Source organism: Rhodococcus sp. NPDC078407 (assembly GCF_044542515.1).
GTDB lineage: Bacteria > Actinomycetota > Actinomycetes > Mycobacteriales > Mycobacteriaceae > Rhodococcoides.
Window position 1 is genome coordinate 1 of record NZ_JBITUQ010000006.1, and the last position, 21,720, is coordinate 21,720.

At 64.8% G+C, this 21,720-nt stretch carries 21 protein-coding genes and 1 pseudogene; 15 read left to right on the forward strand and 7 right to left on the reverse strand.

Features of this window, described 5'->3' with window-relative positions:
• Positions 1 to 100 (forward strand): annotated as a pseudogene (locus tag ACIGGF_RS08325) (IS481 family transposase); the annotation flags it as partial.
• On the opposite strand, the gene purU reads toward ACIGGF_RS08325, so the two are convergent.
• Positions 97 to 981: a formyltetrahydrofolate deformylase gene (gene purU, locus ACIGGF_RS08330; protein WP_397520907.1), complete on the reverse strand. Its 885-nt coding sequence runs from the start codon at positions 979 to 981 to the stop codon at positions 97 to 99. The pseudogene ACIGGF_RS08325 and the gene purU sit on opposite strands and share 4 nt — an antisense overlap.
• A 13-nt stretch (positions 982 to 994) precedes the next feature.
• A complete protein-coding gene (locus ACIGGF_RS08335) occupies positions 995 to 1,837 on the reverse strand; it encodes a class I SAM-dependent methyltransferase (RefSeq protein WP_397520908.1) in 843 nt (280 codons plus the stop codon).
• Between the two features lie 59 nt (positions 1,838 to 1,896).
• Here ACIGGF_RS08335 and deoC point away from each other — a divergent pair, with 59 nt between their 5' ends.
• Positions 1,897 to 2,550 (forward strand): deoxyribose-phosphate aldolase, encoded by a 654-nt coding sequence (deoC, locus tag ACIGGF_RS08340; protein ID WP_397520909.1) that lies wholly within the window; start codon positions 1,897 to 1,899, stop codon positions 2,548 to 2,550.
• 4 nt (positions 2,551 to 2,554) lie between these two features.
• Here deoC and ACIGGF_RS08345 read toward each other — a convergent pair whose 3' ends face one another.
• Positions 2,555 to 3,301 carry a DUF2993 domain-containing protein gene (locus ACIGGF_RS08345; protein WP_397520910.1) on the reverse strand — a complete coding sequence of 249 codons (747 nt, stop codon included), beginning with the start codon at positions 3,299 to 3,301 and terminating at the stop codon, positions 2,555 to 2,557.
• Positions 3,302 to 3,411: 110 nt separating this feature from the next.
• Between ACIGGF_RS08345 and ACIGGF_RS08350 the strand changes: the two genes are divergently transcribed.
• Positions 3,412 to 3,999 (forward strand): hypothetical protein, encoded by a 588-nt coding sequence (locus ACIGGF_RS08350; protein WP_397520911.1) that lies wholly within the window; start codon positions 3,412 to 3,414, stop codon positions 3,997 to 3,999.
• 52 nt (positions 4,000 to 4,051) lie between these two features.
• Here ACIGGF_RS08350 and ACIGGF_RS08355 read toward each other — a convergent pair whose 3' ends face one another.
• From ACIGGF_RS08355 to ACIGGF_RS08365, 3 genes are all read right to left on the reverse strand, one after another.
• Positions 4,052 to 4,750: a class I SAM-dependent methyltransferase gene (locus tag ACIGGF_RS08355; protein ID WP_397520912.1), complete on the reverse strand. Its 699-nt coding sequence runs from the start codon at positions 4,748 to 4,750 to the stop codon at positions 4,052 to 4,054.
• Between the two features lie 89 nt (positions 4,751 to 4,839).
• Positions 4,840 to 5,343, reverse strand: a complete 504-nt coding sequence (locus tag ACIGGF_RS08360; protein ID WP_397520913.1) for a DUF2505 domain-containing protein — start codon at positions 5,341 to 5,343, stop codon at positions 4,840 to 4,842.
• 11 nt (positions 5,344 to 5,354) lie between these two features.
• Positions 5,355 to 5,864, reverse strand: a complete 510-nt coding sequence (locus ACIGGF_RS08365; protein WP_397520914.1) for a DUF2505 domain-containing protein — start codon at positions 5,862 to 5,864, stop codon at positions 5,355 to 5,357.
• A 57-nt stretch (positions 5,865 to 5,921) separates the two neighbouring features.
• Here ACIGGF_RS08365 and ACIGGF_RS08370 point away from each other — a divergent pair, with 57 nt between their 5' ends.
• The 3 genes from ACIGGF_RS08370 (at position 5,922) to ACIGGF_RS08380 (ending at position 9,832) form a co-directional block, all read left to right on the forward strand.
• Positions 5,922 to 6,938 carry a UDP-N-acetylmuramate dehydrogenase gene (locus tag ACIGGF_RS08370; protein WP_397520915.1) on the forward strand — a complete coding sequence of 339 codons (1,017 nt, stop codon included), beginning with the start codon at positions 5,922 to 5,924 and terminating at the stop codon, positions 6,936 to 6,938.
• Positions 6,939 to 7,000: 62 nt separating this feature from the next.
• Positions 7,001 to 8,551, forward strand: a complete 1,551-nt coding sequence (locus ACIGGF_RS08375) for a Rieske 2Fe-2S domain-containing protein (RefSeq protein ID WP_397520916.1) — start codon at positions 7,001 to 7,003, stop codon at positions 8,549 to 8,551.
• Positions 8,552 to 8,635: 84 nt separating this feature from the next.
• Positions 8,636 to 9,832 (forward strand): Ig-like domain-containing protein, encoded by a 1,197-nt coding sequence (locus ACIGGF_RS08380; RefSeq protein ID WP_397520917.1) that lies wholly within the window; start codon positions 8,636 to 8,638, stop codon positions 9,830 to 9,832.
• A gap of 59 nt (positions 9,833 to 9,891) precedes the next feature.
• Here ACIGGF_RS08380 and ACIGGF_RS08385 read toward each other — a convergent pair whose 3' ends face one another.
• Entirely contained in the window at positions 9,892 to 10,647 is a 756-nt protein-coding gene (locus ACIGGF_RS08385; RefSeq protein WP_397520918.1) for an SDR family NAD(P)-dependent oxidoreductase, read from the reverse strand.
• A gap of 335 nt (positions 10,648 to 10,982) precedes the next feature.
• On the opposite strand from ACIGGF_RS08385, the gene ACIGGF_RS08390 reads away from it, so the two are divergent.
• The 9 genes from ACIGGF_RS08390 (at position 10,983) to ACIGGF_RS08430 (ending at position 21,642) form a co-directional block, all read left to right on the forward strand.
• A complete protein-coding gene (locus ACIGGF_RS08390; protein ID WP_397520919.1) occupies positions 10,983 to 12,257 on the forward strand; it encodes an ROK family protein in 1,275 nt (424 codons plus the stop codon).
• Positions 12,258 to 12,268: 11 nt separating this feature from the next.
• A complete protein-coding gene (locus ACIGGF_RS08395; RefSeq protein ID WP_397520920.1) occupies positions 12,269 to 13,150 on the forward strand; it encodes an alpha/beta fold hydrolase in 882 nt (293 codons plus the stop codon).
• A gap of 38 nt (positions 13,151 to 13,188) precedes the next feature.
• Positions 13,189 to 14,517, forward strand: coding sequence for a D-inositol-3-phosphate glycosyltransferase (gene mshA / locus ACIGGF_RS08400; RefSeq protein ID WP_397520921.1), 1,329 nt, complete (start codon positions 13,189 to 13,191; stop codon positions 14,515 to 14,517).
• A complete protein-coding gene (locus ACIGGF_RS08405; protein WP_397520922.1) occupies positions 14,514 to 15,011 on the forward strand; it encodes a YbjN domain-containing protein in 498 nt (165 codons plus the stop codon). Before mshA ends, ACIGGF_RS08405 begins: the two co-directional genes overlap by 4 nt.
• Positions 15,012 to 15,069: 58 nt before the next feature.
• Positions 15,070 to 16,485, forward strand: coding sequence for a nucleobase:cation symporter-2 family protein (locus ACIGGF_RS08410; RefSeq protein WP_397520923.1), 1,416 nt, complete (start codon positions 15,070 to 15,072; stop codon positions 16,483 to 16,485).
• A 75-nt stretch (positions 16,486 to 16,560) separates the two neighbouring features.
• On the forward strand, positions 16,561 to 17,652 hold the full coding sequence (locus tag ACIGGF_RS08415; protein ID WP_397520924.1) for a BMP family protein: 1,092 nt from the start codon (positions 16,561 to 16,563) through the stop codon (positions 17,650 to 17,652).
• Between the two features lie 3 nt (positions 17,653 to 17,655).
• A complete protein-coding gene (locus ACIGGF_RS08420) occupies positions 17,656 to 19,158 on the forward strand; it encodes an ABC transporter ATP-binding protein (protein ID WP_397520925.1) in 1,503 nt (500 codons plus the stop codon).
• On the forward strand, positions 19,142 to 20,371 hold the full coding sequence (locus tag ACIGGF_RS08425; protein ID WP_397520926.1) for an ABC transporter permease: 1,230 nt from the start codon (positions 19,142 to 19,144) through the stop codon (positions 20,369 to 20,371). Before ACIGGF_RS08420 ends, ACIGGF_RS08425 begins: the two co-directional genes overlap by 17 nt.
• A complete protein-coding gene (locus ACIGGF_RS08430) occupies positions 20,368 to 21,642 on the forward strand; it encodes an ABC transporter permease (RefSeq protein ID WP_397520927.1) in 1,275 nt (424 codons plus the stop codon). Before ACIGGF_RS08425 ends, ACIGGF_RS08430 begins: the two co-directional genes overlap by 4 nt.
• The last annotated feature ends 78 nt before the right edge of the window (positions 21,643 to 21,720 follow it).

Below are 21,720 nucleotides of genomic sequence, written 5' to 3' on the forward strand. Positions count from 1 at the left end.
GATCCATCACTACAATCACCACCGACCCCACACAGGCATCGGCGGTAAGTCACCCATCGAGCGACTCACCGTCCACAACCTCCCCGGGAAGAACAGCTAGCTGAACACCACGGTCTTGCGGCCGTGCACCAGCACTCGGTCCTCCAGGTGCCATCGCAGACCACGGGAGAGCACCAGCTTCTCGATGTCGCGGCCCTGACGCACCATGTCGGTGATCTCGTCGGAATGATCGACGCGGATGACGTCCTGCTCGATGATCGGACCTGCGTCGAGCTCGGCCGTCACGTAGTGGCACGTAGCACCGATCAGTTTGACGCCCCGAGCGAACGCCTGATGGTACGGGCGCGCGCCGACGAACGACGGCAGGAAGCTGTGGTGGATGTTGATCGCCCGGCCTGCCCAGTGGGTGCACAAGGACTCCGGAAGTACCTGCATGAAGCGGGCCAGCACCACCGCGTGGGGGTCGTAGGAGTCGACCAGTGAGCGCACCTTCTCGAAGGCGGGCCCGCGCTCGGCCGGATCTTTCGCGAACTCGACGTGATGGAACGGTGTGCCGTGTGCGGCAGCGATCGGTTCGAGTGACTTGTGGTTGCCGATCACCGCGGAGATCTGGGCGGGCAGTTCGCCGCCCGCGGCGCGTCCGAGCAGGTCGTGCAAGCAATGCGCTTCCTTGCTGACGAGCAGAACCACGCGCTTGGGTTCGCCCGAATCGTGCAGCGCCCATTCGGTTTCCGGCCCCAGCTCGGCGGCCACCTCGGCGAACCGTGCACGCAGATCCTCGACGCTCAGGCTCACCGACGATGCGCGCACTGCCTGCCGGGTGAAGAACCAACCGGTGTCGGGATCGGCGTGATAGGCGGCCTCGACGATCCAACCGCCGACGTCGGCGAGGAAGGTCGAGATGCGGGCGACGATGCCCGTCTTGTCGGGGCAACCGAGGGACAGAACGTAGCGGCGATCCTCGGACACGGAAGAACTCATGCCGAGGATTCTCTCAGGGCGTGCGAACTCCGGTTGCCACCAGTGTCCCGAGATCGATCGAATCAATGCCGCGCTCGGTGAGCAGCGCGGCGAACTCCCTCCGGATCTGCGCGCGGGCTGCGTCGTCGAACGGGTCCAATGCGCCCCGCATCGCACTGCCCAGCACCAGATCCCACACGAACGATTCCGTCGCCGGTACGTGATTGGACAGCTCTACGACCCGCACATCGGACGCGCCGGCGGCCGCGAGCCAGGCCTCGAGGAGATCCGCCGTCTCCATCCGCCGGATCGGATGCTTGTCGTACCCGTCCTGCGCGAGTGGCCCGTCGTGCTCGCTCGGCCCCGAGTGGGCAGCGATCACCTCGAAGAACGTGCCCGCGAATGCCTCGATCGCACCCTTGCGCCACACCGTCACCCCGACGCGACCGCCCGGACGAACCAGAGACACCATCCGCGCGAAATCGGCCTCCGGATCGGGGAGAAAGAAGATGCCGTACGAGCACACCAGCGCGTCGTATCCGGCGTCGGGAACTGTCGACGGCGGTTGCCACTCGGTGGCGTCGGCGACGACGAAGTCGATGTTGCGCAGGGCCCGATCGGTTGCCTTCAGCCGGCCCACCTCCAACAGGTCGTCGGCGAGGTCGATGGCGTGCACGATGCCGTCGGGACCGACTGCGGCCGCCGCAGGGAGTGCCGACGCCCCGGTACCGGAGCACACGTCCAGCACGACGTCGCCGGTTGCCAACTCGAGCGCGAAGGCGAGCGACTGCCCGGCAGGTCCCCAGACCTGAGGCGTCAGAGTGTCGAATTCCCTGCTGGTGGCATTGAAGGTCGCGGCGAGCGAGGCGGCGGTCATGGACGAAAATCGTAGTCCGGCGAGGTGACGAAGGGCAGAGCTGTGAAAAGCTCGACGGCATGACACTCACCCGCGCCGCCCTCGCCGGAATGGTCGACCACACACTGCTCAAGCCCGAAGCGACCGAGGCCGACGTCGCCGCCCTCATCGAGGAGGGCCGCGAGCTCGGAGTGCTCGCCGTGTGCGTCTCCCCGTCGATGTTGCCCATTCGCGCCGAGGGAATGCTCACCGCCGTCGTCGCCGGATTCCCGTCGGGCAAGCATCATTCGTTGATCAAGGGATCCGAGGCGCGCCTCGCGGTGCAGCAGGGTGCCGACGAGGTCGACATGGTGATCGACGTGGGAGCGGCCATCGCGGGGGACTACAACGCGGTGCTGGCCGACATCGTCACCGTTCGCGAGGGCATCGCCGGGAGCGCTGTGCTGAAGGTGATCATCGAATCCGCAGCCCTGTCCGACGAGGCCATCGTCGAGGTCTGCCGCGCCGCCGAGAAGGCCGGTGCCGACTTCGTCAAGACCTCCACCGGATTCCACCCGGCCGGCGGCGCGAGCGTCGAGGCCGTGCGATTGATGGCGGACACCGTCGGCGGCCGACTGGGCGTCAAGGCCAGCGGCGGCATCCGTACGACGGAGGCCGCCCTGGCCATGATCGACGCGGGCGCAACGCGATTGGGACTCTCGGGAACGCGCGCGGTGTTGGACGGGCTGCAGTAGAGGGTCATGCGACCAGCGAGCAACCCTCGGAGGTCGGCTGATTCTGGTTCTGCTGCGTCGCCGGAATGGTGTACTGCCCGCCCTCGAGTGCGAGTTCGATGCCCGAATCGGTGACGGTCAGCGACGTCGGAGTCATGTCCAACGGGTAGGCCTGCAAGCTGTCGGTCAGCACTCCGACAACGGAGTCGACCAGATCGGTGGGGATGCCCAGACCGAGGATCGACGCGTCGACGGTCTGAAAATCGACCCGGCCGTCGGCGACCTGCGGCTTGACGGTCAGGTTCGCGAGCGCGCCGACGGCGAACTCGAGGGTGCCCGCGGAGGCGTCCGAGGTGACGCCCGAGACGATCGCGCCGATGCCCTGACTCTGCAGGGTGCGGGTGATGCCGTCGGTGGACCACGAGATATCCGCGCTCGAACTGCCGATGGTGCCGCCGGAGTCGGCGGTCCGTGTCAGATTCACGTCTTCCACCTCGGCATGGACGACCATTCCCTCGGCGGGTCCGAATCGCGCATCGTCGCTGTCGACGGTGACAGAGGAGACCTTCTTGTCCACCAGTGAGAGCAGTACCGGCTTGAGGCCGAGGCCGACCTCGACCTGGCTACCGAGCTCGGATTCGAGCTGTCCGGCGAGGCACGACTTGATCTGCTGACGCACGAACAACTCGCCACCGATGACAGCGAGGAGAAGGACCACGACGACGGAGACTGCGATCAACGGCACGGTGCTGCGCTTGGCTGTGGATGACATTCCCGGCAGTCTTCCTGACAATTCTGAGCAAGCTCTGTGAAACTCGCCGGGTATGTGGATTCGAGTCCAAACTTTGTGATGTGTAACACACAGTGACGTACGCTTGTTCCATGGGTACGACAGGACCGAGTGTGCAGGAACTGCACTCGCTCGCCACTCGTCAGGACGGCTACTTCACAGCCGAGCAGGCCGCAGAGCTCGGCTTCGACTCGGCGATGGTGCGCGTCAACCTGGCAACCGATACGTGGACACGCGTCGAGCGGAACCTGTTCCGACTCGGCCAGTGGCCGCGCAGCGAACTCGAAGTGTTCGCCATGTGGTGCGCGTGGTTCGGCGGCGAGGCAGTGATCTCGCACCAGAGCGCCGCCGAGCTACACGGATTCGGCCATCTGCACCCGCAGTTCGTGCACGTCTGCGCATTCGGCGACCTGAGACTGACCGACACCCGTCTCGCAGTCCATCGCCTGCGACTCGAGCCTCGTGACGTCGAATCGGCCGGGACGTTCAACATCACCACGCCCGTGCGGACGGTGCTCGACCTCGCTGCGGGCGGCATCTCGCAGATCACCCTGGACGAAGTGGTGTGCGACGCGGTCGCCATCGGCCGAGTCGACCCGCAGGCGCTCTACTCCGAGGCCGGCAGCAACACCGATCGAGTGGCCGAACGCGTCGAACTGGCACTGTCCGCCTGTACGTAGGCGCGAAATCGGGTGCAGCCGACCGCGCTCAGCGCGGTCAGGTGCACCCGATTCACGTTGCGGGGGCGACCGTCGACCAGGGCACCGTGAGCACGTTGTCACGCATCCGGCGGCGGGGGAGAGTGATCGGAAGACCCTGTTCGGCAAGGATGTTCACAGCAGCGCGCCAGCGCAGTCGGGGTCCGAAGGGCGCGAGGGGAGCCGACACCGACCACGCTCGATCGGCGCGCTGCAGTAGATCGTGGATCAGCTCGCCCTCGATGTTGCGGTGTATCAACACCTTCGGAAGCCGCTCGGCGATGTCCGACGGCGTCTCGACATCGAACGGATCCCAGGCCAAAGTCAGCGACCGCGGCCCGTCGGCGTCGAGCAGCACCCAGGCGCAGCGTCGACCCAACTCGTCGCAGGTACCGTCCACCAACAGGCCGCCGGGTGCCAGGCCCGACAGTATTCGCTGCCAGGCACCGGGCACCGCATCCTCCGGATATTGGCGCAATACATTGAAGGCCCGCACCAGGTTCGGGCGAAGACCCGCCAACTCGAAACCGCCGCGGGCGAACTCCACGCCGGCACTCCCAGGGACGACGCGGGCAGGGTCGATCTCGAGGCCGGTCACGCGAAGATCTGGCCGGATCGTGCGCAATCGACCGGCCAGTTCGAGCGTCGTGTTCGGCATCGCTCCGTAGCCGAGGTCGACGACGAGGGGATCCGGTGACCCCAGCAGGACGCTTCGAACATCGGGGTCGTGCATCAACCAACGGTCGCTGCGACGCAATCGGTTGATGCCGGTGGTGCCGCGGGTGATGACGCCTTCGGGCTTGTTCAGGGCCTTGCTCAGGGCTAGGCGTTCTTCTCGAGCCAGTCGGCGGTCACTTCGCCTTCACCGCGCCACAGGTCGATGAGGTTGACCAACATCAGCTGCTCGAGCTTGCCGCCGATGAACGGCAGGAACACCTTGGCCTCCGAGGACGTGCGCAGGGTCGAGCCACCGTTGGTGGGGAACAGCGAGGTGGTGCCCTTGAGTGAGCCGGGCCCGGCCGGAATCGACGCGTCGTAGTGACCCGCGGTGGTTTCCCCGTACGCGTCGAAATGCACGTTGCGGGTGATGACCATGTCTTTCTTCATCACCGTCTGCGCGATGTCGGGCAGTTCGGTACGCGGGATGACGTGGTGCATGACGATGTCGATTCCGACGTCGGACACCTCGAAGCTCTTCAGCTCGTTCTCCGAGTACTTACGCATCTCCTCGATGCGCGCGTCCCAGTGATCGCGACTGGACAGCGCTGCGTAGACCTGCTGCGTCGAGTGGGTGAACCGGGCTGAGTAGTTCATTCGGCGAGCCATAGTGCGCCAGATTAGCCGTTCGTGTTGGCGGCGATCCAGTTACCGGTGAAGTCCTGTTCGTTGTCGATGAGGGCGAGGACCTGCTCGCTGATCATCGCCTCGATCTTGCCGCCGAAGATGGGGACCTTGACTTCGGTGGTGCCGGCCAGGGCGACGATCGTCGTCTCGCCCACGCCGTCGAGTGTGGTGGTGCCGGTGATACGCGCCGGCGCACCCTCGACGGTGGCTCCGAATCTGCCGTCGGCGTGGGTGCCGTCGAACGGTCCCCAACTTTCGGTGCGTTCGATGATGAGGTCGCCCTTCTTGAAGGCGGTGACCGCGGACGGCAGCTCTTCCTCGGGGACCGACTGGATCAGGACTACGTCGATGGTGCCGTCGCCGACGGTGATGCTCTTCACGCTGGCACCGGGGCCGCCGATCTGCTCGATGCGGTCCTTCCAGTACTGCTCTGATGTCAGTGCGGCGTGGACCTTGTCGGCGGAGGCGGGCACAGTCGAGCTGTGCTCAATGGGGCGAGGCATCCCCGCAGGTTACCGGGTGGCTGCCGCGCTTGTGCGCGACCGGTAGCGTGGAACTCCGTGCCTACTGCAATTTCGGAGCTCACCACCATTCGGGTGGGTGGCCCGGCTCGTGAATTCTGTGTCGCGGCAACCGGCGACGAGTTGGTGTCGCTGGTGCGCGACGCCGATCGCGCCGGAACGGACGTGCTAGTGGTCGGCGGCGGATCGAATCTGGTCGTCGGTGACGACGGGTTCGACGGCCGGGTGATCCAGGTGACCGGCTCGCGGCTGGACATCGACGGTGAGATCGTGACGGTCGACGCGGGCGTCGAGTGGGATGCCGTCGTACAGGCGACGATCGATGCGGGCCTGTCCGGGATGGAGGCGCTGTCCGGAATCCCTGGCACGACCGGCGCGACGCCGATTCAGAACGTGGGAGCCTACGGCGCGTCGACGTCGGAATTGCTGCACAGCCTCACCGTGTACGACCGGGAAACCGAAGCGACGGCGGTGTGGACGCCGGAACAGTGCGGCTTCGGAACGCATCGGTCGTCGGTGTTCAAGCGTTCCTCGCGTTACGTGATTCTGGATGTGACGTTCGCGTTGAAGAAGACCACCGAATCGCTGCCGGTGCGCTATGCGGCGTTGTCGGAGCGACTCGATGTTCAGATCGGTGACGTCGTGCCGGTGCCGGATGTACGCGCAGCCGTACTGGCTCTGCGCGGCGAGCGCGGGATGGTGCTCGACGCGGCCGATCACGACACGTGGAGCGTCGGTTCGTTCTTTCTCAATCCCGTATTGCCGGACGTGCCCGAGCAGGCCGCCCATGCGCCCAGCTTTCCCGACCCCGCCGGTACGAAGATTCCGGCCGCCTGGCTCATTCAGAACTCCGGATTCCCGCGGGGTTACGGCACCGAGTTCGGCCGCGGTACCGCTGCCCTGTCGACCAAGCACGTACTGGCGATCACCAACCGGGGCGGGGCCACAGCGTCGGACATCATGGCCCTCGCCGCGCACGTCCGAGACGGTGTACGAGAGAAGTTCGGGGTCACGTTGACGCCCGAGTGTGACCTCGTCAACTGCGCACTGGGTTAGTTCCGCCCGAAACGGCGCATACGATGGAGCTTTGCAAGTAAGAGCTCGTAGGAGGTAAATCAGTGCAGGTCACCAGCGTGGGACATGCGGGATTCCATATTCGGACCGACGCCGGGAGCATCCTGTGCGATCCGTGGGTGAACCCGTCGTTCTACGCATCGTGGTTCCCGTTCCCGGACAACTCCGGCCTGGACTGGGACGCACTCGGTGATTGCGACTATCTCTACGTCTCGCACCTGCACAAGGATCACTTCGATCCGAAGAATCTGGCCGAGCACGTCAACAAGGACGCCACAGTTCTGCTGCCGGACTACCCCGTGCCGGACCTCAAGCACGAGCTCGAGAAGCTGGGCTTCCACAAGTTCTACGAGACGACGGACTCGGTCAAGCACACGATCTCGGGACCCAAGGGCGATCTCGACATCATGATCATCGCGTTGCGCGCACCGGCAGACGGTCCGATCGGCGACTCGGGTCTCGTGGTCTCCGACGGCAAGACCGTCGCGTTCAACATGAACGACGCGCGGCCGGTGGATCTGGACATGATGACCGAGCAGTTCGGTCCCGTGGACGTGCACATGCTGCAGTACTCGGGTGCCATCTGGTACCCGATGGTCTACGACATGGTCTCGCGCGCGAAGAAGAACTTCGGTATCCAGAAGCGTCAGCGGCAGATGGATCGAGCACGGCAGTACATCGAGCAGGTCGGCTCCACCTGGGTCATTCCGTCGGCAGGCCCGCCGTGTTTTCTCGACGACGACCTGCGCTCGCTCAACGACGTCTACGGCGACCCGGCCAACGTGTTCCCGGACCAGATGGTGTTTCTCGAACAGATGCGTCTGCACGGGCACGACAAGGGTCTGCTGATGATGCCGGGCACCGCCGCCACCTTCGACGGTTCCGAACTGCTCTCGCACGAGCACCCGATCCCGACGGCCGAGGTGGAGGCCATCTTCACCACCGGCAAGGCCGACTACATCGAGGCCTACGCCCAGCGTCAGGAGTCGGTGATCGCCGCGGAGAAGGCAGCGTGGGCTCCGGCCGAGGGCGAGCCGCTGCTGGGTCCGTTGCGGGGCCTGTTCGAGCCGATCATGGCGCAGACCGACCTCATCTGCGATGGCATCGGATATCCGGTCGGTATCACCATGGGTGACGAAACCGTTGTGCTCGATTTTCCGAAACGAATAGTGCGCGAAACGATTTCGAACGAGAAGTTCCGGTACAGCTTCACGATTCCGGCAGAATTGGTACGCACCGCGGTGCGAGATCAAGAGCCGGACTGGGTCAACTCGATCTTCCTGTCCACCCGTTTCCGCGCCCGACGCGTCGGTGGATACAACGAGTTCCTCTACACGTTCTTCAAGTGCCTCACCGATGAACGCATCGCGTACGCCGACGGCTGGTTCTCCGAGGCGCACGACGACACCGCCACCATCACGATGGGCGGCTACGAGATACAGCGTCGGTGCCCGCACCTGAAGGCCGATCTGACGAAGTTCGGCATCGTCGAGGGCAAGAAGCTCACCTGCAACCTTCATGGTTGGGACTGGAACCTGGAAACCGGTCGCTGCCTCACCTCGAAGGGGCACGAGCTGCGCTCGCAGAAGATCTGACTCGTTCGGCGGTTTGCTGTGAAACTGCCCGCAAAACCTCTCCGAAAAGTGGGGTAGTTCGCAGACGCAGGTACGTTGGACAACGTGCATGAGCAGGTAGAACAGACAAAACGGACGCGTGCGGTGTGGTTGATCGCCGTGCTCGTCGCCTTGGTAGCACTCGTGGCAGGCTGCACTGTCGGATCGGGCGAGGGCGGCTCGGGTGCCGCAGCCCCCACCACCGAGGCTGCTCCGGTCGCGCAGGTCACCGAGAGCCCGGTCGCAGGTGCAGTCGACGTCAGCCCCGTCGCGCCGATTTCGGTCTCCGTGGCCGACGGAACGCTCACCCAGGTGGCGTTGACCAACCCCGACGGCAAGGTCGTCCAGGGCGCGCTCTCGCCCGACAAGACCTCGTACGCCATCACCGAACCGCTCGGGTACGGAGTGCAGTACACCTGGTCCGGTTCGGCCCTGGGCAGCGACAACAAGGCCGTCGACATCACCGGTGCCTTCACCACCGTCGAACCCGACAGCCGAACCTCGGTGAGCACCAACATCGGCGACGGCCAGGAAGTCGGGATCGCCGCCCCGATCATCCTGCAGTTCGACTCGGCCATCGCGGACAAGGCAGCCGTCGAGAAGGCGTTGACGGTGACCACCAACCCGCCGACGCCCGGCGCATGGGCCTGGTTCCCCGACGACAACGGCTCACGCATCCACTGGCGGCCCACCAACTATTGGGCTCCCGGAACCACTGTGAACGTTCAGGCGAACCTGTACGGCGTGAACTACGGAGACGGCGCATACGGAGCCGACGACGTCACTCTCGACTTCAGTATCGGACGCAGCCAGGTCGTCATCGCCGACGCCACCAGCCACCGCATGCAGGTGGTCCGCGACGGCGCGACGATCATGGACATTCCCGTCAGCTACGGCGAAGGGAACGAGGACCGCAACGTCACCCGCAGCGGCATCCATGTCGTCACCGAAAAGCACGAGGACTTCCTGATGTCCAACCCGCCGTTCTACGAGAACGTCCGCGAGCGCTGGGCGGTGCGGATCTCCAACAACGGAGAATTCATCCACGCCAATCCGCTGACCACCGGCGTGCAGGGCGCGTCCAACGTCACCAACGGCTGCATCAACCTCTCCGACGCCGACGCGCAGCAGTACTTCCAGACGGCGATGTACGGCGACCCCGTCGAGGTCACCGGAACTCGCATCGACCTCTCGGCGGCAGACGGTGACCTGTACGACTGGGCCATCGACTGGCCGACGTGGGAGTCGATGAGTGCGGCGTAGCCGCAGTGGCGTGGTTATGTACCCCAGGGGGCACTTAACCGCACCACTGCCGAAGGCATTTACTTGCGGGAGAAGCGCCCCGGACCCGCCTGATCGCGCGGCTTGATGATGATCTGATCCAGGTTGACGTGTGACGGACGCGACGCGACGAAGCCGATCACCTCGGCGATGTCGCTCGCGACCAATGGTGTGATGCCTTGATAGACCGCGTCGGCCTTGGCAGCGTCACCGTCGAACCGGACGAGCGAGAACTCGGTTTCGACGGCACCCGGCGCAACCTCGGTCAACCGCACCGGCTTGCCCAGCAGCTCGCCGCGCAACGTCCGATGCAGCACTGCCTGAGCATGTTTGGCGGAGGTGTAGCCCGAACCGTTGTCGTAGGCCTCGAACGCGGCGACGGAGGTGATGGTCACGATCAGGCCGTCACCGGAGTCGATCAGCTTGGGCAGCAACGACTTTGTCACCCGCAATGTACCGAGCACGTTGGATTCCCACATCCAGCGCCAGTCGTCGAGGTCGGCATCGATCACCGGGGCCAGGCCTTTCGCTCCGCCGGCATTGTTGATCAACACATCGACGCGGGGAACGACCGCGGTGAAGGCAGCGACCGAATCCTCGTCCGTCACATCGAGTTCCAGAGCAGTACCACCGATCTCCGACGCCAACTCCTCGAGCCGGTCGAGTCGGCGGGCACCGATCACGACGTGAAATCCGTCGGCGGCGAGTTGGCGGGCGGTGGCCGCGCCGATGCCGGAGCTCGCTCCGGTGACGACGGCGATTCGGGCATCGGGGGAAATCTGTTCGGACGAGGTCATGGCGAAATTCTATGCCCGACGTGCCCTGTGCCTTCCTGGGCCCGATTGGACATCGAACGCGAGGGTGCTAATTTTGGGTTCATGTCCGCCAGCGAGACCACCGCGATGCGGGTCACCTATGTGACCGCGTCCCTCGGTGCTCGCTTGCCGCGTCCTCGGGAACTGTGTTGTCTCGGCCAAGGAACCTGTCTCTAGCTTCATCCAGCTACGGACAGTCGATTCGCGTGTCGTGGTCTTCGCTGACCACTGTGCCCGCCCCTTGACCTGCATCACTTCGCGCCGTCCTCGTTGTTCGTCTCGCGACGACGGTCTCCACTGCTGAGGATTCACGACCGATGTCCGTAACCACACTGCACCACCTCTCCGGTTCCACCTCCCTGCGGTCTCTCGCGGGGCCACGACCACGCGTTCAGCTGATTCCGCCCGATCTCAGGATCGTCGAAAGTCCTGCTGCCTCGGTCCTGCGGGTGGCCTGCGTCGACGGCCCGATATCGCGCGACAGTGCCGCCCGCACAACAGGATTGAGCATCGCCACGGTCAATCGTCAGGTATCGGCCCTGCTCGGTGTCGGTCTGCTGCGCGAGCGTGCGGATCTGACGGCATCGGGGGCGATCGGGCGGCCCCGCGTGCCGTTCGAGGTGAACCACGAACCGTTCTCGACGATCGGCATCCACATCGGTGCCGTCGTCACCGGCATCACCGTCAGCGATCTACGTGGAGGGATCGTCGGCGCTGTCGAAATCCCGACGCCCAATGGATCTTCCGAGTCGGCGTTGGCCTCGATCACGCGTAGTGCCGGTGCCTTCGCGAGGCGGTGGCATCGCCGCACGCCGCTGTGGGTCGGGGTGGCTATCGGCGGCCGCGTCGACACCTCCAGCGGCACAGTCGGTCACCCGCGACTGGGGTGGGAGAACGGCCGGGTCGCCGGCATCGTCGGCGGCGGATTGGGGCTGCCCATCTCGGTTTCCGGGCACGTCGAGGCAATGGCGGCCTCGGAGTTGTTGCTCGCACCTCGGTTGTCCGACGGCGCGGCAGCGCAGAACGCGAGCGGAACTTCCCTCTACTTCTACGCACGCGAAACCGCCGGCATGGCGCTGACGATCGACGGCCGCGTGCACACCCCGGCGAGCGGACCCGGGTCCATCGCACACCTGCCCACCGGATCGTCGGCACTGTGCGGATGCGGCAACAGGGGTTGCCTCGAGGCCTCGATCAGCGATCGAGCCGTCGTCGCTGCTGCTCTCGACCGCAGAATCGTTACAGCGCAAGCACGTCCGACCATCGCTGCGGTGTATCAGGCAGCACAGGACGGTTCGGCGGCGGCTCACGAACTGCTTGTCGAACGCGCTCGAATACTGGGCCGGACGGTGGCGCTGCTGCGCGACATGTTCAACCCGGATCGCGTCGTACTCGGGGGTCAGGCGTTCACCGCGTACCCGGCCGGAATCCCCTACGTGGGAGAGGCATTCACTGCGCGTTCGACCCTGCCGCGCCGGGATATTCGCGTCACCGGATTCGGCGACAGGGTGCAGGAGTACGCCGCGACGGTGGTGTCTCTGAGCTCGCTCTACTCGGATCCGCTCGCGTCGATACGCAGGGCTGCCGCGTAGGTTCACCAACTATGAGCAAGCCCGATACGACCACCCCTGCAGCAGGACCGATTCGTCAGGCCGACGGCATCGATGGAGCCAATATCGTCTACCGCGTCAGCGGTGACCCCGCGGCGAGGCCGCTGATCCTGTTGCACGGATGGGCGCAGAGCTCGGCGTGCTGGGGCGAGGGGCTGTTGGCGAACCTGGCCGAGCGCTATCGCGTCATCGCCGTCGACCTGCGGGGTCACGGTTACTCCGATGCGCCGGCCGCCGGGTACGACGACTCGAAGATCTGGGCCGGAGACGTCGACGCGGTGCTCGCTGCCGAGGGCATCACCGCCGGGGCGGTGTTGCTGGCCTGGTCTTACGGCGGCTTGGTGATCTGTGACTACCTCGCCGAACACGGGTCCGACGCAGTGGCGGGCATCGTGCTGGTCGGCGCGATCACCAGCATCGGTAGGGGAGAAGCAGGCGGACGCGTGGGGACGGCAATGCGGGCGGCGATCCCCGGTGCGATGGCCGAGGAGCCCCGCGTCGCCATCAAAGCGCTCGGTAGCTTCGGGCATGCTCTTACCGGCCCCACGGAGGGGAAAGGTACCGAGGCGCAGGCCCTGTTCGGGTTGACGCTGTCCACCCGGCCCCGAGTGCGCGCTGCCTTGTTCGATCGGGCCGTCGGGCACGACGACCTGCTTCGCACCCTCGACGTGCCGGCGTTGGTACTGCACGGAACCGAGGACACCGTCGTCGACGTCTCCGCCGGCCGTCACGCGGCGGAGCTGATTCCCGCTGCCGTGGCGTCGTACTGGGAAGGCGTAAATCACGGGCCTTTCGTCGCAGATCCGGAGAGGTTCTTCACCGAGGTCAGCAAGTTCGTGGACGGTCTGAGCCTGCCCGGTCGTCTGAAGGGGTAGTTATCGAGACGTAATGTGGAGGAGTGCACACTGAAGGAGTGACTGGACACCAGCTGAGCAGGGTCGCTGTGTTGTCCTTGCATACCTCCCCCCTCGCGCAACCTGGAACGGGTGACGCCGGCGGAATGAACGTCTACGTGTTGCAGAGTGCCAAAGAGCTGGCCAAGCGGGGTGTCGAGGTCGAGATTTTCACCCGGGCGACGTCGTCGACCGATGCCCCTGTGGTCGAGGCCGCGCCGGGAGTGCTGGTGCGCAACATCGTCGCAGGTCCGTTCGAGGGGCTGGACAAACACGATCTGCCCACCCAACTGTGCGCGTTCGCGGCCGGGGTGTTGCGTGAGGAAGCGCGGCACGAGCCGGGCTACTACGACCTGGTGCATTCGCACTACTGGCTCTCGGGGCAAGTGGGCTGGCTCGCTCGCGATCGGTGGGGAGTGCCGCTGGTACACACCGCGCACACTCTCGCCGCCGTGAAGAACGCGTCCCTGGCGCACGGCGACTCACCGGAGCCCGCGGCGCGCCAGATCGGCGAGCAGCAAGTGGTGGCCGAGGCAGACCGGCTGATCGCCAACACCACCGAAGAAGCGAAATCCCTCGTCGAGATCTACGGGGCCTCGCAAGACTCGATCGACGTGGTTGCGCCGGGAGCCGATCTGGCGCAATACAATCCGGGGAACAAGCTCGCGGCTCGCGCCGAGTTGGGTCTGAACCCCGACGAGTCGATCGTCGCATTCGTCGGACGCATCCAACCGCTCAAGGCTCCGGACGTGCTCATTGCGGCCGCGGCCGAAGTGCTACAGCGAGAGCCCTCGTCGCCGCTTCGGGTACTCATCGTCGGCGGGCCGTCGGGCAGCGGGTTGGATCGGCCCGACAGCCTCATCGATCTGGCCGACAGCCTCGGTATCGCTGCGCGGGTGACGTTCATGCCGCCGCAACCGTCGTCGAAGCTGGCACAGATCTACCGCGCCGCGGATGTCGTTGCGGTGCCGAGTTACAACGAATCGTTCGGTCTGGTCGCGATCGAGGCACAGGCCTGCGGAACGCCGGTGTTGGCAGCCGATGTCGGCGGTCTCGGTGTGGCCGTGCGATCGGGTGAGACCGGTCGGCTGGTGCAGGGCCATCGCATTGAGGATTGGGCCGATGCGCTCGCGTCCATGCTCTCGGATCGAGTTGCGTTGGCGGACATGGCAAGTGCTGCACCGCGGCATGCGGAGAACTTCTCGTGGGAGCACACCGCGGACGGCCTCATCGAGAGTTACCGCCAGGCCGAATTCCACTTCGATCGCGGCGAGGCACCGAGCGAGTTCTCGCCGCGACGCGTCCGAGGATTGTCGAAACTACGCAGATCGGGAGCAGTGACTGCATGAGCGAGACCGCCGAACTGATCGACCGGGTCCTGAAGGATCGCGAACTGGACTTCACGCGGCGCGGTGAGGTGTTCACCGTCGAACTGCCCGGGGAACGCAAACTGAAGACGACGACGATGCTGACCGTCGGGCATCACGGGGTGCGCATCGAAGCGTTCGTCTGCCGCAAGCCCGACGAGAACTTCGAGGGCGTCTACAAGTACCTGCTGCGTCGAAACCGTCGTCTCTACGGGGTGCATTACACGATCGACAAGGTCGGCGACATCTATCTCGTTGGCCGAATGTCGTTGCGCGCTGTCGACGGTGACGAACTGGATCGCATCTTCGGGCAGACCCTCGAGGCCGCCGACGGCGACTTCAACGTGCTGCTCGAGCTGGGGTTCGCGGAGTCCATCAAACGTGAATGGGCCTGGCGGGTCTCGCGCGGCGAATCGTTGGCGAACCTGAAGGCGTTCGAGCATCTGGTGGAAGCAGACAAGGCCGAGCAAGCGTAACTCGCTCGAAATGGGTCGGGGTCGCCGCCCGTAACGTCCGGTTCCTAGCCTGACATCCATGACCAGGCCTGAAGACGCTCGCCCGCCGGTGCTGCAGATGTTCGGTTACGGCCTGCAGTACATTCTCTCCATGTTCGGCGGCGTCATCGCCGTCCCCATCATTGTCGGTGGAGCAGCCGGATTGTCCGGAGCCGACCAAGCGCTGTTGATCTCGTGCGCCCTGTTCGTCAGCGGCCTGGCCACGGTATTGCAGACCGTCGGCATTCCGTTCTTCGGCTCGCAATTGCCACTCGTACAGGGAATTTCGTTCGCTTCCGTCTCGACTGTGCTGACGATCATCGGCAGTGCCGAAGACGGACGAACCGGTTTGCGCACCGTTCTCGGTGCCGTGCTGGTGGCCGCGCTGATCGGTTTGGCCATCGCGCCGTTCTTCTCGAAGGTCATCCGCTTCTTTCCGCCGCTGGTGACCGGCAGCATCATCACCGTGATCGGTCTGTCTTTGATGCCGGTCGCGGCGCGGTGGATCACCGGCCAGGAAATGGTGGGCGGGGCCCCGAACCCGAACTACCTCGACCCGGCCAACATCGGGTTGGCGATGTTCACCCTCCTCGCGGTGCTGGTGATGACCAAGATTCCCGGGCTGTCGCGATTGTCGATCCTGCTCGGACTCGTCGTGGGGACCATCGCGGCGCTGATCGTCGGCAAGACGGACTTCGGCGGTGTCGGTGAGGCGTCCGTGGTGGCCGTACCGACGCCGTTCGCGTTCGGGTCACCGATCTTCGCCGTCGGCGCGATCCTGTCGATGACCATCGTGATCCTGGTGATCATGGTCGAGACCACCGCAGACATCCTCGCCGTCGGTGAGGTCGTCGGAACCGACGTCGACTCCAAGCGCGTCGGCGACGGTCTGCGCGCCGACATGGTGTCCTCGGCCGTCGCCCCGATCTTCAACACATTCCCGGCCACAGCGTTCGCGCAGAACGTGGGACTGGTGGCGATGACGGGCATCAAGAGCCGGTTCGTCGTCGCCGTGGGTGGCGGCGTGCTTGCGCTGCTGGGGCTTTCGCCCGTTCTCGCGGCCGTCGTGGGGGTCGTCCCGCTGCCGGTTCTGGGAGGTGCAGGCATCGCACTGTTCGGAACGGTCGCCGCCAGCGGAATCCGCACCCTCGGCAAGGTGAACTACGACAACAACTCCAACGTGGTCATCGTGGCCGTGACCTTGGCATTCGGCCTCATTCCCGTTGTAGCGAGCGACTTCTGGGACGAATTCCCGGACTGGTTCGTCACCATCTTCCACTCCGGAATCAGTGCCGCCAGCATCGTGGCGGTGGTGCTCAACGTATTCTTCAACGTATTCAAGCCCGGTACGCCACCGAACCCATCGGTGGTGGCAGCGGGGCCGGCAGTGATGGTGCGTGAGGACGAAGCGAAAGTGCTCCGTGAAGGCGGAAGCTTGCCCGACAAGAAGGCCTGAGTGAAATCCTGCGCACCCTCGCCCGCGCGAGTAGCGTCCCGAACCAGACGAAGTACATCTAAATTGGAGGACATCTTGTCATTCGTTACCCGCACGAGTACGCGGAAGGCAGCACTCGGCGGCGTCGCGTCGCTCGGTGCCATCGCCCTGATCGCAGGCTGTGGATCTGCTCCCGAAGACGAGGCCTCGGGCGGTGGCGGGTCGAGTGACTTCCTGCCCTGCATGGTCTCCGACAGCGGCGGGTTCGACGACAAGTCGTTCAACCAGCTCGGATTCGAGGGATTGACCGAGGCATCCGAGGAGCTCGGCGTCGAGCCCCGCACCGTCGAGTCCGCCTCGCCCACCGACTACGGCCCCAACATCAACAACCTCGTCGATCAGGGCTGCAACCTCATCGTCACCGTCGGATTCGATCTGGCCGACGCCACCAAGGTTGCCGCCGAGGCCAACTCCGACATCGACTTCGCGATCATCGACGACTCGACGATCGACCTGCCGAACGTCAAACCGTTGACCTACGACGCGTCGCAGTCCGCATTCCTCGCCGGCTATGCCGCCGCGAGCTACAGCACCACGGGAGTGGTCGGCACGTTCGGCGGCTCCCAGCTGCCCACCGTCACCATCTTCATGGACGGTTTCGCCGACGGCGTGAACTACTTCAACGAGCAGAAGGGCGAGCAGGTTCGAGTCATCGGCTGGGACGTGCCCTCGCAGAACGGCTCGTTCACCGGCGGGTTCACCGCCAACGAGGTTGCAAAGAACACCGCTCAGGGTCTGATCGACCAGAACGCCGACGTCATCTTCCCGGTCGGTGGACCCATCTATCAGAGTGCGGCGCAGGCCATTCGGGATTCCTCGCGTCCGGTCGCCCTGATCGGTGCCGACGCCGACGTATTCGAATCCGACCCCTCGGTCGGCGACCTGCTGCTCACGTCGGTGACCAAGGGCCTCAAGACCAGCGTCGACGAGGTCGTGGCCAACTCCGGCGCCGATGCGTTCGACAACACCCCGTACGTGGGCACGTTGGAGAACGACGGGGTGGGTATCGCACCGTTCCACGACTTCGAGTCCGAGGTCGATCCCGCGTTGCAGGGCGAGTTGGACACGATCAAGGCGGGCATCATCGACGGGTCCATCACCGTCGAGTCGCCGTCCGCACCCAACTAGTTCATGAAGCTCGAACTTCGCGGTATCACCAAACGATTCGGTTCGTTGATCGCCAACGACCACATTGATCTGAGCGTCGAATCCGGCGAGATCCACTGTCTCCTCGGCGAGAACGGTGCAGGCAAATCCACGTTGATGAACGTGCTCAGCGGCCTGTATCGCGCCGAGGAGGGCCAGATTCTGCTCGACGACGTCGAGCAGAATTTCGCCGGACCGGGCGAGGCGATGACCGCCGGCATCGGCATGGTGCATCAGCACTTCATGCTGATTCCGGTGTTCACCGTGGCCGAGAACATCGTGCTCGGTAACGAAACCACCTCGCTCGGTGGACGACTCGATCTCGTGGCAGCACGAAAGCTGGTACGAGAGATTTCCGCGAGGTTCGGCTTCGACCTCGATCCCGATGCTCTCGTCGACGATCTTCCGGTCGGCGTGCAGCAGCGGGTCGAGATCGTCAAAGCGCTCTCCCGTGAGGCCAAGGTGCTGGTGTTCGACGAGCCGACGGCCGTCCTGACGCCGCAGGAAACCGACGATCTGATGCGGATCATGCGGGAACTCGCGGCGTCGGGCACCACGATCGTCTTCATCACCCACAAGTTGCGCGAAGTCCGCGAAGTAGCCGACAAGATCACCGTCATCCGCCTCGGCAAGGTCGTCGGAGAAGCGGAGCCGACCGCCAGCAACACCGAGCTCGCTGCACTGATGGTGGGACGCGATGTGCAGCTGACCGTTTCGAAGGAACCGGCCACGCCTGGCGACGCGGCACTGGTGATCGAGAACCTGTCGGTGTTCGACTCCCAGGGCAACAAGACCGTCGACGACGTCAGCCTCGAGGTCGCGGCGGGCGAGATCCTGGCCATCGCCGGGGTGCAGGGCAATGGTCAGACCGAATTCGTCGAGGCGCTGCTCGGGTTGCAGGACAACGTATCCGGCTCGATCAGTCTCGACGGCAACTCGCTCGTGGGGTCGACGGTGCAGGACGTACTCGACGCAGGCGTCGGCTTCGTACCCGAAGACCGCACCTCCGATGGCCTGGTGGGCGAATTCTCCATCGCCGAGAACCTGATGCTCGATCGCTCGAACAGCATGCCGTTCGTCAGGCGCGGAGCGGTGCAGCGCGACTATCTGGACGCGTTCGCCTCGGAGAAGCTGACCGAGTTCGACGTGCGGGCACCTGGAATCGCCACCGCCGTCGGACGCCTGTCCGGTGGTAACCAGCAGAAGGTCGTGCTCGCGCGGGAACTGAGTCGCGATCTGCGACTGTTCGTCGCCGCCCAGCCGACTCGCGGAATCGACGTCGGATCTATCGAATTCGTGCACAAGCGCATCGTCGCCACCCGTGACTCGGGGATCCCGGTCATCGTGGTGTCGAGCGAACTCGATGAGGTTGCCGCACTGGCCGACCGCATCGCCGTCATGTATCGAGGAGCAATCGTGGGAATCGTCCCCGGGGATACGTCCCGCGAAACACTCGGATTGATGATGGGTGGTGAACGCGGTGAATAGTGCCGAGCAACCCTCGAAGTCTCATGTGGTGCTTCGGCAGATCTTCACCGGCAGCGCCATCATCTCGGTTCTTGCGGTACTGCTCGCATTGGTGGTCGGTGCCGTGCTCATCGCCGCTACCGACGACGGTGTTCAGGAGTCGGCGGGCTACTTCTTCTCTCGTCCCTCGGACATGTTGACGGCGATCTGGGATTCCGTGTCGGGAGCGTATTCATCGCTGTTCCAGGGTTCGGTGTACAACTTTCGGCGGCCGGGATTCGAGAACGGCATTCGTCCGCTCATGGAGACGCTGACGTTCGCCACTCCGTTGATCGTCGCGGGACTCGGTGTGGCACTTGCATTCCGAGTCGGAATGTTCAACATCGGTGGCCGAGGCCAGATGCTCATCGCCGCAGCGTGCGCAGGCTGGGTGGGATTCGGTGTGAATCTGCCGGCCGGACTGCACCTGCTGGTTGCCGTCCTCGCCGGTGTGCTGGGCGGCGCGGTGTGGGGCGGTATCGCCGGATTCCTCAAGGCGCGCACCGGCGCTCACGAAGTGATCGTCACCATCATGCTCAACTACATCGCTTTCTATCTCATCTCCTACCTGCTGCGCACACCCGGTGCGCTGCAGGCACCGGGATCGAACAACCCCAAGACCGCTCCCATCGCGTCGACTGCGGTGTTTCCCAAGCTCTTCGGCGACCGATACAGCCTGCACCTCGGATTCGTGCTGGTGATCCTCGTGACCGTCGCGGTGTGGTGGCTGCTCGAGCGATCGAGTCTCGGATTCCGCTTCCGCGCCGTCGGCGAGAATCCGCACGCCTCGCGCGTCGCCGGTATGAACGTCAACCGAATCTATCTGTACGCGATGATTCTGTCGGGTGCTTTGGTCGGCCTCGCCGGAGTTGCCCAGGTGTTGGGTACCGTCACCACCGGTTTCAGTGCTGACATCGACGCCGGAATCGGATTCGACGCCATCACCGTCGCACTGCTCGGGCGGTCGAAACCCTGGGGTGTGTTCGTTGCGGGAATCCTGTTCGGCGCGTTCAAGGCCGGCGGGTTCGCCATGCAGGCAGCCGAAGGCATCCCCATCGACATCGTGCTCGTCGTGCAGTCGGTGATCGTGTTGTTCATCGCCGCACCGCCACTGGTTCGAGCGGTGTTCCGACTGCCCAAACCGGGTGAAGAGCAGCTCGCGAAAGCCGAGACCGCGAAGGTGGGAGCACTGTGACCACCGCTACCTCTACTGATGCTCCCGCCGGGACGGGACTGGGGCGGAGCTGGAAGGTGCCGTCGATCCTCGGGGTCGTGACACTGCTCGCGCTGGTGCTGTTCGTCGTCAATCGAGGCTCGGGGACAAGCACATTCGCGCTCGCGTCGGAGGGCGATTTCTTCGCGTTGCCGGAAGTGAGCGTGCCGTCGTTCGGCACCGGCCTGGTCGTGGTCGCGGCGCTGGCCGTCATCACCGCGTACACGGCGATGCTCGCCTCGCAGTACCGCTCGACGCCGCTGTGGCTGTCGGCGGTGTTCGCAGTCCTGTTCGTGTTCGGATTCCTGGCCTGGGCAGCCGACGGTGAGACCATTCCGGTGCCCGGGTTGCTCATCGGCGCAGTCGCTCTCAGCACGCCGCTGATCTTCGGCGCGATGGGCGGGGTGATCTCCGAGCGTGTCGGCGTCATCAACATCGCCATCGAGGGCCAGCTGCTCGCAGGCGCGTTCGTCAGCGCCGTCGTCGCGTCGATCACCGGTTCTCCGTACGTCGCGCTGCTCGCTGCGCTGGTTGCGGGTGCGCTGACCGCATCACTGCTGGCGGTGTTCTCCATCCGCTACTTCGTCAACCAGGTCATCGTGGGTGTGGTGCTCAATGTCCTGGTCGTCGGACTGACGAGTTTCCTGTATTCGGTGGTGCTCACCAAGAACGCGGAGACACTCAACTCGCCACCGCGCTTCGCGCGCATCGACATTCCGGTGCTCTCGCAGATTCCGATTCTCGGGCCGGTGCTGTTTCGGCAGACACTCATCGTCTACCTGATGTACATCGCCGTCGCGCTCGTCTTCTTCGGGCTGTTCCACACCAAGTGGGGTCTGCGACTGCGCGCCGTCGGCGAACATCCGCAAGCTGCGGACACCGTCGGAATCAACGTCGCACGCACCCGGTTCTGGAACGTCTGCCTCGCCGGTGCCATCGCCGGACTCGGTGGTGCCTACTTCACGCTCGGTTCCGTCGGAGCGTTCGGCAAGGAGATGACAGCCGGTGCCGGCTACATCGCTCTCGCCGCGGTCATCTTCGGCCGCTGGGATCCGGTACGCGCGACGCTGGCTGCACTGCTGTTCGGATTCGCCTCGAATCTGCAGAACGTGCTCGGCATCATCGGGTCGCCGGTACCCAGCGAATTCATGCTGATGCTGCCGTATGTGGTCACTATTTTCGCGGTGGCCGGGCTGGTGGGACACGTGCGAGGACCGGCCGCTGCAGGCAAACCCTACGCGTCCCGAAGTTGACGGTTTCGCCATCTGACTCGGCGGTAGGGTCCTTGTCCGTTGTGACCGCTTTCACTGTAGGGTTCGATTCATTGTTGC